A 15,154-nucleotide genomic window follows, 5' to 3' on the forward strand; every position below is an offset into this window, starting at 1 on the left:
ACCTTGAACCCCTAACTCCAAACGTCCTACCTTATCCAGGAGTCATCGCCACCCCGCGGTGTACAGCTCCTTCGCCGTGTTTGCGGCGCATGCGGTCGATGGCCTGGTAGAGGCTGATCAGTTCGGGGGTTTCCTCGAACATGTTGAGCTGCTGTACGCCGCGTACCAGGCGGGTGAACTGCACCCCCACCAGGCGTATGAGCATACGGCGGGTGTAGAGCCTGCGGAACAGCTCCTTGCACACGGGGATGAGGATGTGGTCGAAGGAGGTGTAGGGCACGGTTTGTTGCAGGGTATGAGTATCGAAGTTGGCGTAGCGTATCTTTACCGTTACGCAGCCGGTGAGCTGCTGTTTCTTGCGTAGCCTGAAGGCCTGCTGCTCACACATACGCACCAGCAAGTCGTTGATATAGGCAATGTCGATGGTATCCGTTTCAAAGGTGGTCTCGGTGCCGATAGACTTGCGTTCACTCCACGACTGTACTGGACTGTTATCGATGCCATTGGCGCGCTGCCAGATTAGCTTGCCGTTCTTGCCCATCATGTTTTCCATCACTTCGGCTGGGATACGGCTCAGGGTGCCTATGGTGGCAATGCCCATGGTGCGCAGGGTGTAATAGGTCTTCGAACCGATCATCGGAATCTTGCGGATCGACAGGGGGTCAAGAAAAGAATGCACCAGGGGCTGCTCCACCTGGATCTGCCCGTTGGGTTTGGCTTCGCCCGTGGCGATCTTCGACACGGTCTTGTTCATCGAAAGGCCCATGGAGATTGGCAGGCCCGTTTCTTTGATGATGGTATGCCGCAGTTCTGAAGCCCATTTGTAGCAACCGAAGAAGCGGTCCATGCCCGTGATATCCAGGTAATGCTCGTCGATGGAGGCCTTCTCGAATACAGGTGCCCGCTCGGCGATGATCTGGGTAATGATGTTCGAGTATTTGCTGTAGCTCTCCAGGTCGCCGCGGATGAAGATGGCATCGTTGCAAAGGTTGCGGGCCAGCTTCATGGGCATAGCCGAATGCACCCCGAATTGCCGTGCCTCATAGCTGCAGCTTGCCACCACCCCCCGGTCGCCCATGCCGCCAATGATCACGGGCTTGCCTGTGAGGCTGCTGTTGTGCAGGCGCTCTACCGACACAAAGAAAGTGTCCTGATCGAGATGGGCTATGGTGCGCGATGTGGTATCCATAAAAAAATTGTACTAAAATGCTTGCAGTTACAAAAAATGTTTTAACTTTGATTAGTAAATGATCAAAATACTGATTATAATATAATCAAATAGCAGGCAAAAAGAAAAGATCTGGCGCTTATTTTTTCAGTGCAGGACTTAAGTCCGGGGGTGATAAACGGTCGTACAGGAACTTTCAGATGTGATTGCAACCAAGGATCATTCAGCGGGCGTTGGCCCGGCAATATAAAAACACACAACCATGAGCTTTTTTGGATCAAACATTAAATTATTGCGCAAGCGCCGGGGCCGTACCCAGGACGATGTGGCCTTTCTGCTTGAGATGAAGCGCCCCACCCTGAGCGGCTATGAGAACGGGGTAGCCCAGCCCGGCCTCGAGGCCCTGGTGGCCTTCTCGAAGTATTATAATGTGTCCATTGACACCCTGGTAAAAGTGGATCTCTCGCAGTTGAGCGAGAGCCAGCTCTCTCAGCTCGAGCGTGGTTACGATATCTTTGTTACGGGCAGCAAGCTGCGTGTACTGGCTACCACCATCGATAATCACAACGAAGAGAACATCGAAATGGTGTCGGAGAAGGCCAAGGCGGGTTATCGCACCGGCTTTGCCGATCCCGAGTTCATCAAGGTGCTGCCCACCTTCCAGATGCCTTTCCTGTCGAAGCAAAAAAAGTATCGCTCCTTCCAGATCTCGGGCGACAGCATGCTGCCCATCCCCGAAGGGTCGTGGGTCACCTGTGAGTTCGTGCAGAACTGGAACCTTATCCGCGACCGCCACGCCTATGTCATCCATACCCTCAACGATGGGGTGGTGTTTAAGGTGGTGGAAAACCTCATTAAAACCGAAGGAAAGTTGCGGCTGCATTCACTGAACCCCATCTATGAACCCTACGAGGTTCACGTGAACGACATCCGCGAGGTGTGGAAGTTCGTCAACTTCATCAGCAGCCAGATCCCTGAGGCTAACTCGCCCGTTGATCAGCTTTCCAACCAGTTCTCTCAGTTGAAAAAGGAAGTGGAATCCATCAAGAGCAAGCTGAAAAAACAAAACCCCTCCCAGGGAAAAACGGGCAAGCTTTTTGACGATTAAAAGCAGGCCGGCCCTCCGCAACTTTCTGTGAAAGCTTCGGAAGGCCGGCTATTTTTAAGTTCGTTCAGAAAGGCTGTTTTACAGGCTTTTTATCATTTCGGTGAAGATCAGGGTCATGTTCTGCTCGGCGATCTGTGCAACGTTTTGCACTTCTTCGTGGCTGGTAGGTTTATCGGTATCGGCAGGCTTGGCCAGGTTGGTGATGATTGAAATGCCAAAGCACTCCATCCCGGCGTGCCGCGCAACGATGACCTCGGGAACAGTTGACATCCCTGTAGAGTCTGCCCCAAGGAGCCTGAACATGTTGTATTCGGCGGGGGTCTCCAGGGTAGGGCCGGGGCTGCCGATGTAAACGCCCGACTGGAACTTGATCTTGTGATCGCGGGCGATCTTCTTTGCCCGGGCAATCAGTGCGGGATTATAGGTCTGGCTCATCTCCGGGAAACGGGTACCCAGTTCATCGATGTTCTTCCCGCGAAGGGGATTTTCGGGGAACAGATTGATGTGGTCGCGGATGATCATCAGGTCGCCCACCTCAAAGGCCGGGTTTAGCCCTCCGGCAGCATTGGAAAGAAACAGGGTGTTGACGCCCATCAGCTTCATTACCCTTACCGGGAAGGTGACCTGTTGCATGGGATATCCTTCATAATAATGAAAGCGCCCCTGCATAGCCATTACGTTCTTGCCTCCCAGGACGCCGAAGATCAGCTTGCCATCGTGGCCTTCCACTGTCGAAACAGGAAAGTTTGGAACCTCACTGTAATCGAAGGTGTGCTTCACATCGATGGACTTTACCAGGCCACCAAGACCGGAACCCAGAATAATACCTATCTCAGGGCTGAAATTCGTTTGGTCCTTTAAAAATTGCGCTGTCGATTTAATCTTTTCAAACATGGGATGGAAAGTTTTGAAGGTTTGCTAAATTAGTAAAAAGATCGCTAAGCAAAAACCATTAAATTTGTTGGATTGTACCCTTGGGTGCTGGCTGAACTTTCTTCTTGCATTGCTTGTTAATGCAGGTATCAAATCTACGGGACGTAAGTATACAACCGAAATCTTTATCAAAAATTCTGGGAATGGCAACAACCAAAAGTGATTCAGCAGGCAACAATTCAAACACGAAGGTCCACGCCGATTTTCTTATCATCAACGGCCTCATCGTCACCATGGATGCGAAATACCGCATCCTGGACGGTGGTGCGCTGGCGGTGAAGGACGGAGAGATTGTAGCCCTGGGAACTACTGCTGAACTTCAAAATACATACGAAGCTACTCAGGTCATCGATGCCACTGGAAAGCTTGTGATGCCTGGCCTGATCAATACCCACACCCATTCGCCCATGACCATCTTCAGGGGTTATGCAGATGACCTCCACCTGAAGGAATGGCTCTATGATCACATCTTTCCCATCGAGGCAGAGTTTGTAAATCCCGAAAATGTGCGTACAGGTACCCGACTGGCCATTGCCGAAATGCTCCTGAGCGGAACGACTACTTTCAACGACATGTATTATTACGTGGATGAGATGGCCACCGTTGTTGACCAAGTGGGTATCAGGGCGGTACTTACCGAAAGCCTGATCGATTTTTCAGTACCCAACAGCCCTTCGCCCGAACATGCCCTTGCAGTCACTGAAAAGCTTATCAATAAATGGAATGTCCATCCCCTGATCACCATAGGCATTTCTGCGCATGCCCCTTATACTACTTCGCCGGAAGTCATTAAGAAAGGTAAGGATCTGTCCGATAAATACCAGCTTCCCTTTAACATTCACATTTCCGAAACCCGTGGTGAGTTCGACATGATCCAAAAGGAATATGGGATGACTCCGGTACGTTTTCTAGATGAGGCCGGGGTGCTTGGCCCTAATGTTGTGGCTGCCCATTGTGTGCACGTTACACCTGAGGACATTGAGATTTTCGCCAAAAGAGGGGTAGGGGTAGCCCATAACCCCCAGTGCAATATGAAGCTCGCAAGCGGTGTGGCCCCTGTGCCGGAATTTCTGAAAGCCGGGGTGAAGGTTGGCATTGGTACCGACGGGGTGGCCAGCAACAACGACCTAGACCTTTTTGACGAGGTTCGTTCGGCTGCATTCATCCATAAGCTCAACAGCAACGACCCTACCGTACTTGATGCCCAAACCGCAATCGGGCTGGCTACAATGGGGGGTGCAAGGGTTCTGGGGATGGAACATCTCATTGGTTCACTCGAAACTGGTAAGCGGGCCGATATCATTATCCTCGATATGGACCAGCCACATGCCCACCCGGTTTATAATATTTATTCACTGATTGTTTATTCCATCAGGGGATCGGATGTGGAGACCGTTCTGGTTGATGGCAAACTCATGGTACACAACCGTAAGCTTGTCACCCTTGATCTTGATCGCTTGTACGATAAGGTGGAACAACTGGCCAAACAAATTACTGAGAAAAGCACTACCATGGCTTTGCTCAACAACCGCTTGAGGAAACTTTAAACCCTAGCCTTCAAAAGGGTTTAGCCTTCTGCTCATTGCCCTTTCAATGACCTGGAAAAGGTCCATGGGGGTATACTTCCGCCAGTCCACATCGTTGAAATGCTTTCCGAAGGCAATGTAATAATCGATGTTGGCATTTTCGAACTCCCTGATCACGAAATCCCTGAAGTTAAGGGCTACAATCCATCCGTCCTCCAGGTCTTCGAACCACTCCTGGTAATAGAGGTCGTCCGATGAATGAAAGTTCAGCACGTTTTCTCCAATGAGGATGAACTTGTTGATGCCATTATCCACCAGCGGCTCAACGATGTTTCGCTTCAGGTACATGATGTCATTATACAGGCAATCGTTCCATTCGCCGATCATCTCAATGAAGCAGTAGCCCTCTTCGTAATCGGCATACAAAATTTTGATGAAAAGGGTGGCTGATCCGATTTCATCCCACTGAGGATGGATCAGGTAATTATATACAGCGTGGGTGAATTCAATTTCAAAGTTTTCATGTCCGAAGAATGGCGAGCGTTCATCTTCAGAGGCGATATACAGGTTACGCCAGGAATAAAAAGGTTCTATATCGTGCATAAAAAATTGACAAATTTCTGTTGGGAAACCTCATCTCCTTTATCAAAGTTAAGAAAATTCAAGGCATTTGGAAACGACCCTCAAACAGATTTTCTTTCCATGATCAGTTTGGTGGCAATCGACAATCCGATGATTTCAGGTGTCTTGCCTGGCAAAGGTATGCCAATGGGAGTATCCACTTTTAAAAAGGCTGTTTCATCATAAAGGCCTTTCTCCACCAGAAAAGCTTTTGCTTCCGCAATTTTTTGCTTGTTCCCGATCATTCCCAGGTATGCCCATTGCTTGCGGAGCACCTTCCCCAATATTTCATAGTCATATTCGTGGCGGTGGGAGCAGAGAACCAGGAAATGCCTTTCAGTAGGTTCAAAGTCTTCGAGAAATTCCTTGTGAGATATCCTTTTTGTTATGACGTCTTCAAAGACAGGGTCGTTAAATATATCATCCCTTTCATCTACTACTATGATGCGAAACTCAAGTTTCTTTGCAAAATAAACCAGAGCCCTGGCTACGTGTCCTGCGCCAAAGATCACCAACTCAGCTTCAGGCAGGAAGCTTTCAATGAAAAACCACACTTTGGCACCCGTCTCAGGGTTATGGGTTTCAAGGGTTCCGCTATTTCCTTCTTTAAGAAGTTTTCTTGCCCTGGCAATGACCTCAGCCTCCACTGGCCCTCCGCCAATGGTACCTTGCAGGCTGCTATCTTCAAATACCAGCATACGGGCGCCAGGGGAACGGCCAAACGAACCCTCTACCCGTGTCAGGGTGCAAAGTGAAAATGGCCGCTGTTGTTTCCGCGCATCGACAATTTGCTTGATCCAGTGTTCCATCAGTATTGTGTTTTATTGTCAAGCCTGGTCCATTGCTCAAAAGGTTCCAGCGCATTTTTTACCTCTACTCGTTTTACCGGGATGGATCGTTGATCAAAGGGGAGGGCCATTTCTTTATAGATGAAGGAGTCGTCAAAGCCACAACGGGAGGCATCGTCCTTCGTGGCGGCAAAGACGATGCGATCGAGATGCGCCCAGTAAATAGCCCCCAGGCACATCGGGCAGGGCTCGCAACTGGTGTAAATTACGCAGCCATCCAGCCTGAAATCCCCAATGTTTTTGCACGCATCCCTGATGGCTACCACCTCGGCGTGTGCTGTCGGATCTCCGGTATCTAATACCCTGTTAATCCCCTTACCAACGACTTTCCCATTTTTTACGATCAGGGCACCAAAAGGCCCTCCGCCTTTCCGGGCATTCTCTGCTGCCAGGGAAATGGCTTCCGGTAAAAATTTTTGATCGTCCATATGAATTGGGTTCAGTTAAAACAAATCTACAAAATTATTTACTCTAAAAGTAACGTAAAACCAGGAGTTCTTAGCCTGTCGGCCCTCTGCTTTTGGTTATCTTTGCTTCCGCTATGCACAAAAGATTCTCTGAGGATATTAAAGCACGGCTTGATGCCAAGGCAGCCCAATACAATTGCCCTTCCTTTATTAAAACGGATCCCGTTTCTGTTCCCCATCGTTTCATCCGCAAAGAGGATATTGAAATATCAGGGCTCCTGGTAGCCACCCTTGCCTGGGGGCAACGCCCAACCATCATTGCAAGCGGGCTGCGGCTCATGGAGTGGATGGACTGGCAGCCTGCTGAATTCATTCTTCACTTCTCAGAAAAAGATCTTATGCCTTTTGCCAGATTTGTGCACCGTACCTTCTGCTTTACTGATCTGGAGTTTTTCCTCTATTCCCTGAAGAATATTTACCAGGAGCACGGGGGACTGGAGGCCTGTTTCACCAAACCTTACCGGCAAAACGGCCAAATGAAGGATGCCATTACAGGCTTCAGAAACACTTTTTTCAGCATTCCCTTTCCGCCACGTACCCTTAAGCACGTCAGCAATCCCGATTCAGGGGCCGCAGCGAAACGCCTGAATATGTATTTAAGGTGGATGGTCAGGCAGGATAATGCAGGGGTGGACTTTGGCCTCTGGAAAGGCATTGACCAGGCCGACCTGTATTGCCCCCTCGACCTGCATTCAGGGCGTGTAGCACGAAAGCTGGGTTTGCTCAGCCGCAGGCAGAATGACTGGAAAGCCGTGGAAGAGCTGACTGCCAGCCTTCGCCGGCTGAACCCTGCTGATCCTGTCTCGTATGACTACGCCCTGTTTGGGATGGGCATTTTTGAAAAACTCTAAGATTCCTGGATATCCCCAATCCTATTCCTCTGCCCTGCCGTTAAGGCGCAGCAGTTTAAAGAATTCTACGATCACAATGGGTGCCAGCGAAAGCGCTCCAACGAGGATCCAGTGAAGCCTGTCCATAGTGGTCAGGCTGAAGGCTTCACGGAAAGGAGGTATCAGCAATACCGCCAGTCCCAGTACCAATGAGGCAAAGATAGCTCCGATCAGTGGTTTGTTTTTCAGTGGATTGAAGGTAAAGGACGAACGGGTAATGGAGTGGAGGTTGCGCACGTGGAACAACTGTGCAAACATCAGGGTGGCAAAAGCCATGGTCTGTCCCAGGGTCTCCCCGCCGTCACGCAACCCGATCAAAAAGGCTACCAGGGACAATCCCCCGACCATCACTCCCTGGTACATCACGCGCCAGATCATCCCTTTGGTCATAAAGCCCTTTTGGGTGTTTCTCGGCTTACGCTTCATAATGTTATTGTCTGCCGGGTCAACGCTCAGTGCCAGTGCAGGCAGGCTGTCGGTTACGAGGTTTACCCACAGGATATGTACCGGCAGCAAGGGAATTCCCAGGTTCAGGAGGGAGGTGATCAGCAGCAGGAAGATCTCGCCTACGTTGGTAGAAAGCAGGAACTGGATGGCTTTCAGGATGTTGTCATAAATCCTGCGTCCTTCTTCCACCGCCGTTACAATGGTGGCGAAGTTGTCGTCGGTGAGGACCATATCCGCAGCGCCCTTGGCCACGTCAGTGCCCACAATGCCCATGGCGGCCCCAATATCAGCCTGCTTCAGCGCGGGGGCGTCGTTTACTCCGTCGCCCGTCATCGCTACGACCTGACCATGGCTTTGCCAGGCCTTGACGATGCGTACCTTATGTTCGGGCGCCACACGGGCATAAACACTATATTTTTCAATGTCATTGGCAAAGGTCTCATCGTCCAGCTTCTCGAGTTCTGAACCGGTAATGGCCAGATCTCCTTCGCGGAATATCCCGATTTCTTTGGCAATGGCCATGGCAGTGATTCTATGGTCGCCGGTGATCATCACCGCCCGGATGCCTGCCGTGTTACATTTGGAAACCGCCTCCATGGCTTCGGGGCGGGCCGGATCCATCATCCCGACGAGACCTGAAAAGATCAATTCATTTTCCAGATGACCGACCTGTAAGTTTTGAGGCGGCCCGGGCAGATCGCGGTAAGCCATGGCAAGAACCCGCAGGGCAGACCTGGCCATTTTTTCGTTTGCTGCCCTGATGTTTTCAAGGTCCTCTTCGGTGAGGTTTCTGACCTTGCCCTCGATGACAATTTGAGAACAAACACTGAGGATTTCGTCCAGACCACCTTTCACATTGATGCGGGTGGTATTCTCCGCCATCTGGTTCACGGTCGTCATCCGCTTTCTTTCTGAATCAAAAGGGATTTCGGCTATGCGTGGATGCTTGCGTTCCATCTCGTTTTTATCCATTCCATAGAGCAGGCCGAAGTCGAGCAGGGCCGTCTCTGTTGGGTCGCCCGTAAATTCCGCTACTCCTCCGTGGTTTTTGCTTATCTGGGCATCGGCACAGAGCACAGCAATGGACAGCAGGGTGCTTTCCTCTGGATTGAGTTCCTGGGCGTGGTCCACGCGGTTGATGGGTGATTGAATATGGTTTACATAGGCTTCCACCACCGTCATTTTATTTTGTGTCAGGGTGCCGGTCTTGTCTGAGCAGATCACCGTGGCGCCGCCCAATGTCTCCACAGCGGGAAGGGTGCGTATGATGGCATTGCGTTTCACCATCCGTTGCACCCCGATGGCCAGTACCACCGTTGAAACGGCAGGCAAGCCTTCAGGAATGGCGGCTACAGCCAGGCTCACGGCCACCATGAACATGCTGAGCAAGGGGTTACCGTATAGGAGACCTACTGCAAAGATGACTGCGCAGATGATCAGGGCGGCAATGCCCAGGACCTTGCCCAGTTGTTCCAGGCGCTTGCTCATAGGGGTCTCGGTATCTGCTGTTTGCTGCAACATGTCGGCGATCTTCCCGACCTGGGTTTGCATTCCTGTCCCGGTAACAATCCCGCGCCCGCGCCCATAGGTCACCATCCCGCTTGAAAAGGCCATGTTTTTCCGGTCACCCAGCGGAACATCTTCACCCGCAAGGGCTTCGGTTTGTTTCATTACCGGGACAGACTCCCCGGTAAGGGCCGACTCCTGAACCTTCAGGTTCACCGATTCTATTAGTCTGAGGTCGGCCGGAATCACTGCGCCGGTTTCCAGTACCACGATATCGCCGGGCACCAGGTCCCGGCTTTCCACCTCGCGGATTATCCCGTCGCGCAGTACCTTGGTCTCGGGGGCCGCCATGTTCTTCAGGGCTTCCAGCGATGACTCGGCCTTGCCTTCCTGCAAGGCACCCACCAGCGCGTTCAGGATCAGGATGCCCAGAATCACAAAGGTGTCCAGCAAGCCTTCGTCGTGCAGAATGCCCACCACTCCCGAAATAGCTGCTGCAACCAGAAGGATGATGATCATAAAACTTTTGAACTGCGAAAAGAATACCTGCAGAAAAGTCTTCTTTTTCTTTGAAGGCAACTGGTTAGGACCATATTCGAGAAGTCTTTTCCTGACTTCCTCAGTCGAAAGGCCTGTGGAAACATTCGTATTGAAATGGCTTGCAACCTTAACGAAATCGTGGTTGAAGAAAGTTTTCATTCCGTGGTTGTAATTTTATGAGGATGTGAAAAGGGAAAGGGGGCATTGATTAATACAGGCAAAGGTAGCCAGAAATTCTCTTAATAAAATCCTTGAGTGTAAACAATGCATGGAATTGTCATAGTCCTGGAGAGAGAAGTCTTCATCAACCTTCGGGCATCAGCACGAACAAAACCTTTGCCGTAATCCATTTTGAATCCTTGCCCTTTTGCTCAATATTAACAAGCATCCTTCCGTTAAAGGTATTCTCCAGTTTCCACCTTCCTTTGGGGCTTTGTTTCTTTACCAGGATGTCATGCGCTTCCTCCATCCGGGGGTCGTGATAACCTAATTTGACCAGTATTTCCAGTATCTCCAGGATATCGGTCTGGTACATCAGCGGGAAGCCGGGCTTCAGCCAGCCTGGCCGAGATACTTTGTCCAGCTCGTGGCTTTTTTTGAAGATATGATGGATGAGCAGGTATTCGGCCAGGGTTTCGATCTTTTCCTTTACCGCGGGGCTGCGTTTTTCGGGCGCGATCTCTGCCAGGGCTTTAAGTGACTTCACCACCCCCATGTGACATGAATGCCGCCCATAGCAAGGCTCAAAGCGCTTGTAGGGCCAGTCTTCGGGAAACTCCGAACGGTCGTCATCCGCCCGCTGATACTTGCATATCCAGTCAATGCCCTTTTGCACCAGTTCGTCCTCAAGCATTCCCAGCCTGATCAGGCTCCACACCATATTGCCCGTCAGGCAGGGGATGACCTCCGATGCACGTCCTCCCTTGCTTTTTGCGGCCTTATCATAGGCAAATCCAAATCTTTCCTGTTCCTGTGAATTTTCTAGGATAAACTCGCAGGCCTTTCTGACCCGGAGGTCTTCGGGATTAGCGAACAATTCAGCGAGGATCATGATCTGCCATACCGTCCCGCCATACTTATTGCGATAAAAACGCAGGGGGGCTCCCCAGGACCCGTCCTCGTTCTGCTTTTCCAGGATTTTCGGTACCACCCCCACCTGCATGATGTCCTTAAGGGTTTGCTGAACCAGGGGGTCATTCTCAGGCTTTTGTAATAGGCGGGTGAGGGCATAATACCTCACTGAGGGATTTTCCTCCCGAAGCAACCACTCCAAAACCTGTGCTTTCATTGAGTCAGTGACATTTTTAATGGTGGTTTCCAGTTTTTCCCCGTAAGGAAGGAGAAGGGTTTCTGCGCCAACATTCAAATGTAAGAATTATTTACATTGAATGGAATCATGTATTTACATCCCGGGTTCCTTGCGAAAACCCGCCAAATACTCTTTTTACAGGTACCAAAGTCCTGCCTTGGTCGTGCCCAGACGAAGCTTACACGAACCGCATTAGAGCTAAACACGAGGATGGTACGACCGTGGTGATAAATTCGCGTATATAATAATAACGAAAGAATAAAAATTTAAGATAAAAAATATTTTTTATAATCAATGCTTCGTTTCCGGAGCCTATAATAAGCTGAAACTCCCTTTTGGGCGGCCATTTTTATTTAACTTTGCGCTTTGAAAATCCTTTAATTCCTGGCTTATGCGGATTGATATCCTGACCATTTTCCCCGAGATGTTTACGGGCCCCTTTTCCCACTCCATCATCAAAAGGGCGCTTGAGAAGGGCCTGGCCGAGATTCATTTGCACAACCTCCGCGATTATTCCACTTCCAAACATCGTAACGTGGATGATTACCCCTTTGGGGGCGGGGCGGGCATGGTGATGATGGTGGAGCCCATCGACCGCTGCATCAGCAAGTTGAAAGCGGAACGGGACTATGAAGAGGTGATCTATCTGAGCCCCGACGGGGAATTGCTGACCCAGCCTGTGGCCAATCGCTTGTCGACAATGGGTAACCTGATCCTGCTGTGCGGGCATTATAAAGGAGTTGACGAACGGGTGCGCGAGCATTTCATTACGCGCGAGATTTCGGTAGGCGACTATGTGCTTTCGGGGGGTGAGCTGGCTGCTGCCATGCTAACCGATGCGGTAGTAAGGCTGATCCCGGGGGTGCTGGGCGATGAGACTTCGGCCTTGTCCGACAGTTTTCAGGATGGCTTGCTTTCGCCGCCCGTATATACCCGTCCGGCCGATTACAAGGGCTGGAAAGTGCCCAATGTGTTGCTTTCAGGCCACGACCGGAAGATCCACGAGTGGCGCCACGAACAGGCGCTTCATAGAACCAGGGACAGGCGGCCTGACTTACTGGGAGAGTAAGGCTGGGTAATTGGGATTTTTGGTTCAAGCTTAGGAGAAATTCTTAAATCATTATTTGGTAATCCTTGTTCATGATTCAAAAAAACAAAGCCTGAGGACTCCTGATCTCAGAATAAGGAACAAGCCCGCCTGCCTTTGCGGGCAGGAAATGAAAATTTCAGAAGTACCTGATCCTTGAAATTTGAACATTGAACCAAAAACCCTGAACTTTCTGATCTCAGATCAATGATTAGCGATTTATGGTTTATGATTTTTGTTAGGAGGGAGGATTTGGATGGATTTTCATAATTAATGAATGGATTTTAAAATATTTGGAGAAAGGGTTTTTTTAAATGAAAATATTTCTCTAAATTTGCACTCCTTTTCAGAATACAAGAGAAATTATAAAATATACCGTACCGATGAATCAGAAGGAATTGATCAACTTCGTGCAGGACACCATGATAGAGCAGAAATCGCACCCTGCATTTAAAGCCGGTGACAACGTAACCGTTCATTATAAAATCAGGGAAGGCAACAAAGAACGTATCCAGCCTTTTCAGGGCGTGGTGATTCAGCGCAGGGGTGCAGGTGCTTCCGAGACTTTCACTGTCCGTAAGATTTCAGGCAACATTGGCGTTGAGCGTATTTTCCCCATCAACTCACCCTTTATTGAGAAAATTGACCTGAACCGCCATGGCGTGGTTCGCAGGGCACGTATTTTCTATCTGCGCGAACTGAGGGGTAAGAAAGCCAGGATCAAGGAAAAAAGGATGTAAGCTTACATTATATCCTCACTATATCTTTCAGCCCTTTCACGAGGGCTTTTTTTTTATCTCCCGGCGACAAAATGGATTGGACCCGGCTTTTTGTTAAGGAATAAATGATGCAGGGGCTGCAAGGCAGGGGCAGGGCTAAAAATTTCATCCGGTGGCTTCCCTTGTTTGGCTGCATTGCTTAATTTCGCAGAATTGAATGAGAATCATCAAAAAACATAAAATCATTTTGATATGAATAAATTGATTGAATGCGTTCCCAACTTTAGTGAAGGAAGAGATATGGGTATCATTGAACAGATCACCCATGAGATTAAGGGCGTTGAAGGGGCGAAATTGCTGGATGTAGACCCCGGCAAGGCCACGAACCGCACTGTGGTAACCTTTGTAGGTACCCCGGATGAGGTGATCGAAGCGGCGTTTCGTGCCGTGAAGAAGGCTTCCGAGTTGATCGATATGAGCAAGCACAAGGGAGAGCATCCGCGCATGGGAGCCACCGACGTTTGCCCCTTGGTGCCGGTTTCGAATATCACGATGGAAGAAGTTGTTGAATATGCCCGCAAGCTTGCCGAACGCATTGGTAATGAACTGAATATCCCTGTATATTGTTATGAGAATGCGGCTTTTGAGCCCAAGCGCCGTAATCTGGCCAATTGCCGCAAGGGCGAATATGAAGGCCTTCCCCAAAAGTTGTCTAACCCCGAGTGGAAACCTGACTTTGGTCCCGCAGAATTCAATGCCAGGGCTGGTGCCACTGCTGTGGGTGCGCGCGACTTCCTGGTGGCCTATAACATCAACCTTAACACCACTTCCACCCGCAGGGCTAACGCCATCGCATTCGACGTGCGCGAACGCGGCCGTGTAAAGCGTGACGGGAGCCCCATTACTGGCAAGATCGTTAAAGATGAAAAAGGAGATCCGGTATACATCCCCGGAACCCTGAAAGCCGTGAAAGCCATCGGATGGTTTATCGAGGAATATGGCATTGCGCAGATCTCGATGAACCTGACCAACATCAGCATCACCCCAATACACGTGGCTTATGATGAGGTTTGGAAAAAGGCTGAAGAACGCGGCGTGCGCGTGACGGGTTCAGAGCTTGTGGGGCTGGTTCCAAAAAAAGCCCTGATCGACGCAGGGAAATATTTCCTTGCCAAGCAGCAGCGCAGCCTGGGTGTCTCGGAAGCCGAGATCATCAAGATCGCGGTGAAGTCGCTTGGACTGGATGAACTGAAGCCTTTCAATCCCAAGGAAAAGGTCATTGAATATCTCATTGAGGAAGAAAAGGTCAAGAAACTGGTGGATATGGATCTGCAAGCCTTTGCCGACGAAACCGCCAGTGAGTCGGTGGCTCCGGGTGGCGGATCGGTATCGGCCTATGTGGGTGCGCTGGGCGTATCGCTGGGTACGATGGTGGCCAACCTGTCATCGCACAAGCGAGGATGGGATGAGCGCTGGAAAGAATTCAGCAAATGGGCCGAGAAAGGTCAGGCCATTAAAGACGAGCTGATCTTCCTGGTGGATGAGGATACACGGGCCTTCAACCGTATCATGGATGCCTATGGGCTTCCGAAGGGAACCGAACAGGAGAAGAAAGACCGTAAAGAAGCCATTCAGGCCGCTACAAAATACGCCATTGAGATTCCCTTTAGGGTGATGGAAAACGCTTTTAAAGCTATGGAGGTAATCGAGGCTATGGTAGAGAAGGGAAATCCAACTTCGGTAACAGATGCTGGTGTTGGAGCTCTTTGTGCCCGCACCGCCGTGATCGGTGCTTACCTGAATGTGAAGGTTAATGTGATGGATCTGGAAGACAAGGCTTTTGTTGAAGAGATAATGGGGAAAGCCAATGAGATACAGCTTGCCGCCCGTCAGAAAGAAGATGAAATAGTTAAGCTGGTAGCCCAAAGACTGGAGAAATAAGGTCTCAGGTTTCAGGTTTTCAGGTTTCAGGTTCATTGGATTCA

13 protein-coding genes are annotated in these 15,154 nt (G+C 50.1%); 6 read left to right on the forward strand and 7 right to left on the reverse strand.

The annotated features are described in order from the left end of the window. Positions 1-31 precede the first annotated feature (31 nt). The gene (dinB, locus tag V2I46_10950; GenBank protein ID MEE4178014.1) at positions 32-1,189 is read right to left on the reverse strand and encodes a DNA polymerase IV; all 1,158 of its coding nucleotides are present in this window, start codon (positions 1,187-1,189) and stop codon (positions 32-34) included. Between the two features lie 241 nt (positions 1,190-1,430). Between dinB and V2I46_10955 the strand changes: the two genes are divergently transcribed. After that, the gene (locus tag V2I46_10955) at positions 1,431-2,276 is read left to right on the forward strand and encodes a helix-turn-helix domain-containing protein (protein MEE4178015.1); all 846 of its coding nucleotides are present in this window, start codon (positions 1,431-1,433) and stop codon (positions 2,274-2,276) included. A gap of 78 nt (positions 2,277-2,354) precedes the next feature. On the opposite strand, the gene V2I46_10960 is transcribed toward V2I46_10955, so the two are convergent. Further along, complete coding sequence (locus V2I46_10960; protein ID MEE4178016.1) at positions 2,355-3,170, reverse strand: purine-nucleoside phosphorylase; 816 nt, start codon at positions 3,168-3,170, stop codon at positions 2,355-2,357. Between the two features lie 182 nt (positions 3,171-3,352). On the opposite strand from V2I46_10960, the gene V2I46_10965 reads away from it, so the two are divergent. After that, positions 3,353-4,756 carry an amidohydrolase gene (locus tag V2I46_10965; protein ID MEE4178017.1) on the forward strand — a complete coding sequence of 468 codons (1,404 nt, stop codon included), beginning with the start codon at positions 3,353-3,355 and terminating at the stop codon, positions 4,754-4,756. 3 nt (positions 4,757-4,759) lie between these two features. Here V2I46_10965 and V2I46_10970 read toward each other — a convergent pair whose 3' ends face one another. The 3 genes from V2I46_10970 to V2I46_10980 all read right to left on the reverse strand — a co-directional run bounded on the left by V2I46_10970 (position 4,760) and on the right by V2I46_10980 (position 6,632). Further along, the gene (locus tag V2I46_10970) at positions 4,760-5,338 is read right to left on the reverse strand and encodes a hypothetical protein (protein ID MEE4178018.1); all 579 of its coding nucleotides are present in this window, start codon (positions 5,336-5,338) and stop codon (positions 4,760-4,762) included. 80 nt (positions 5,339-5,418) lie between these two features. Then, entirely contained in the window at positions 5,419-6,165 is a 747-nt protein-coding gene (locus V2I46_10975) for an XdhC family protein (protein ID MEE4178019.1), read from the reverse strand. Continuing rightward, positions 6,165-6,632 carry a nucleoside deaminase gene (locus V2I46_10980; GenBank protein ID MEE4178020.1) on the reverse strand — a complete coding sequence of 156 codons (468 nt, stop codon included), beginning with the start codon at positions 6,630-6,632 and terminating at the stop codon, positions 6,165-6,167. The genes V2I46_10975 and V2I46_10980 overlap by 1 nt, the downstream gene beginning before the upstream one ends. Positions 6,633-6,745: 113 nt before the next feature. On the opposite strand from V2I46_10980, the gene V2I46_10985 reads away from it, so the two are divergent. Next, complete coding sequence (locus tag V2I46_10985) at positions 6,746-7,522, forward strand: TIGR02757 family protein (protein ID MEE4178021.1); 777 nt, start codon at positions 6,746-6,748, stop codon at positions 7,520-7,522. Positions 7,523-7,543: 21 nt separating this feature from the next. Here V2I46_10985 and V2I46_10990 read toward each other — a convergent pair whose 3' ends face one another. Both V2I46_10990 and V2I46_10995 read right to left on the reverse strand, forming a co-directional pair. Beyond that, a complete protein-coding gene (locus tag V2I46_10990) occupies positions 7,544-10,213 on the reverse strand; it encodes a calcium-translocating P-type ATPase, PMCA-type (GenBank protein ID MEE4178022.1) in 2,670 nt (889 codons plus the stop codon). Between the two features lie 145 nt (positions 10,214-10,358). Beyond that, on the reverse strand, positions 10,359-11,420 hold the full coding sequence (locus V2I46_10995; GenBank protein MEE4178023.1) for a hypothetical protein: 1,062 nt from the start codon (positions 11,418-11,420) through the stop codon (positions 10,359-10,361). A 334-nt stretch (positions 11,421-11,754) separates the two neighbouring features. On the opposite strand from V2I46_10995, the gene trmD reads away from it, so the two are divergent. From trmD to ftcD, 3 genes are all read left to right on the forward strand, one after another. Next, on the forward strand, positions 11,755-12,432 hold the full coding sequence (trmD, locus tag V2I46_11000; GenBank protein ID MEE4178024.1) for a tRNA (guanosine(37)-N1)-methyltransferase TrmD: 678 nt from the start codon (positions 11,755-11,757) through the stop codon (positions 12,430-12,432). Between the two features lie 401 nt (positions 12,433-12,833). Continuing rightward, positions 12,834-13,190, forward strand: coding sequence for a 50S ribosomal protein L19 (gene rplS / locus V2I46_11005; protein MEE4178025.1), 357 nt, complete (start codon positions 12,834-12,836; stop codon positions 13,188-13,190). Positions 13,191-13,421: 231 nt separating this feature from the next. Then, positions 13,422-15,110 carry a glutamate formimidoyltransferase gene (gene ftcD / locus V2I46_11010; GenBank protein ID MEE4178026.1) on the forward strand — a complete coding sequence of 563 codons (1,689 nt, stop codon included), beginning with the start codon at positions 13,422-13,424 and terminating at the stop codon, positions 15,108-15,110. The last annotated feature ends 44 nt before the right edge of the window (positions 15,111-15,154 follow it).

Source organism: Bacteroides sp. (assembly GCA_036351255.1).
In the GTDB taxonomy this organism is placed as follows: domain Bacteria; phylum Bacteroidota; class Bacteroidia; order Bacteroidales; family UBA7960; genus UBA7960.

Coding starts and splice junctions, on each gene's coding strand:
- V2I46_10960 (MEE4178016.1), bottom strand. CDS start 3,170: ATGTTTGAAAAGATTAAATCGACAGCGCAATTTTTAAAGGACCAAACG.
- V2I46_10955 (MEE4178015.1), top strand. CDS start 1,431: ATGAGCTTTTTTGGATCAAACATTAAATTATTGCGCAAGCGCCGGGGC.
- rplS (MEE4178025.1), top strand. CDS start 12,834: ATGAATCAGAAGGAATTGATCAACTTCGTGCAGGACACCATGATAGAG.
- V2I46_10980 (MEE4178020.1), bottom strand. CDS start 6,632: ATGGACGATCAAAAATTTTTACCGGAAGCCATTTCCCTGGCAGCAGAG.
- V2I46_10990 (MEE4178022.1), bottom strand. CDS start 10,213: ATGAAAACTTTCTTCAACCACGATTTCGTTAAGGTTGCAAGCCATTTC.
- V2I46_10965 (MEE4178017.1), top strand. CDS start 3,353: ATGGCAACAACCAAAAGTGATTCAGCAGGCAACAATTCAAACACGAAG.
- ftcD (MEE4178026.1), top strand. CDS start 13,422: ATGAATAAATTGATTGAATGCGTTCCCAACTTTAGTGAAGGAAGAGAT.
- trmD (MEE4178024.1), top strand. CDS start 11,755: ATGCGGATTGATATCCTGACCATTTTCCCCGAGATGTTTACGGGCCCC.
- V2I46_10970 (MEE4178018.1), bottom strand. CDS start 5,338: ATGCACGATATAGAACCTTTTTATTCCTGGCGTAACCTGTATATCGCC.
- dinB (MEE4178014.1), bottom strand. CDS start 1,189: ATGGATACCACATCGCGCACCATAGCCCATCTCGATCAGGACACTTTC.
- V2I46_10985 (MEE4178021.1), top strand. CDS start 6,746: ATGCACAAAAGATTCTCTGAGGATATTAAAGCACGGCTTGATGCCAAG.
- V2I46_10975 (MEE4178019.1), bottom strand. CDS start 6,165: ATGGAACACTGGATCAAGCAAATTGTCGATGCGCGGAAACAACAGCGG.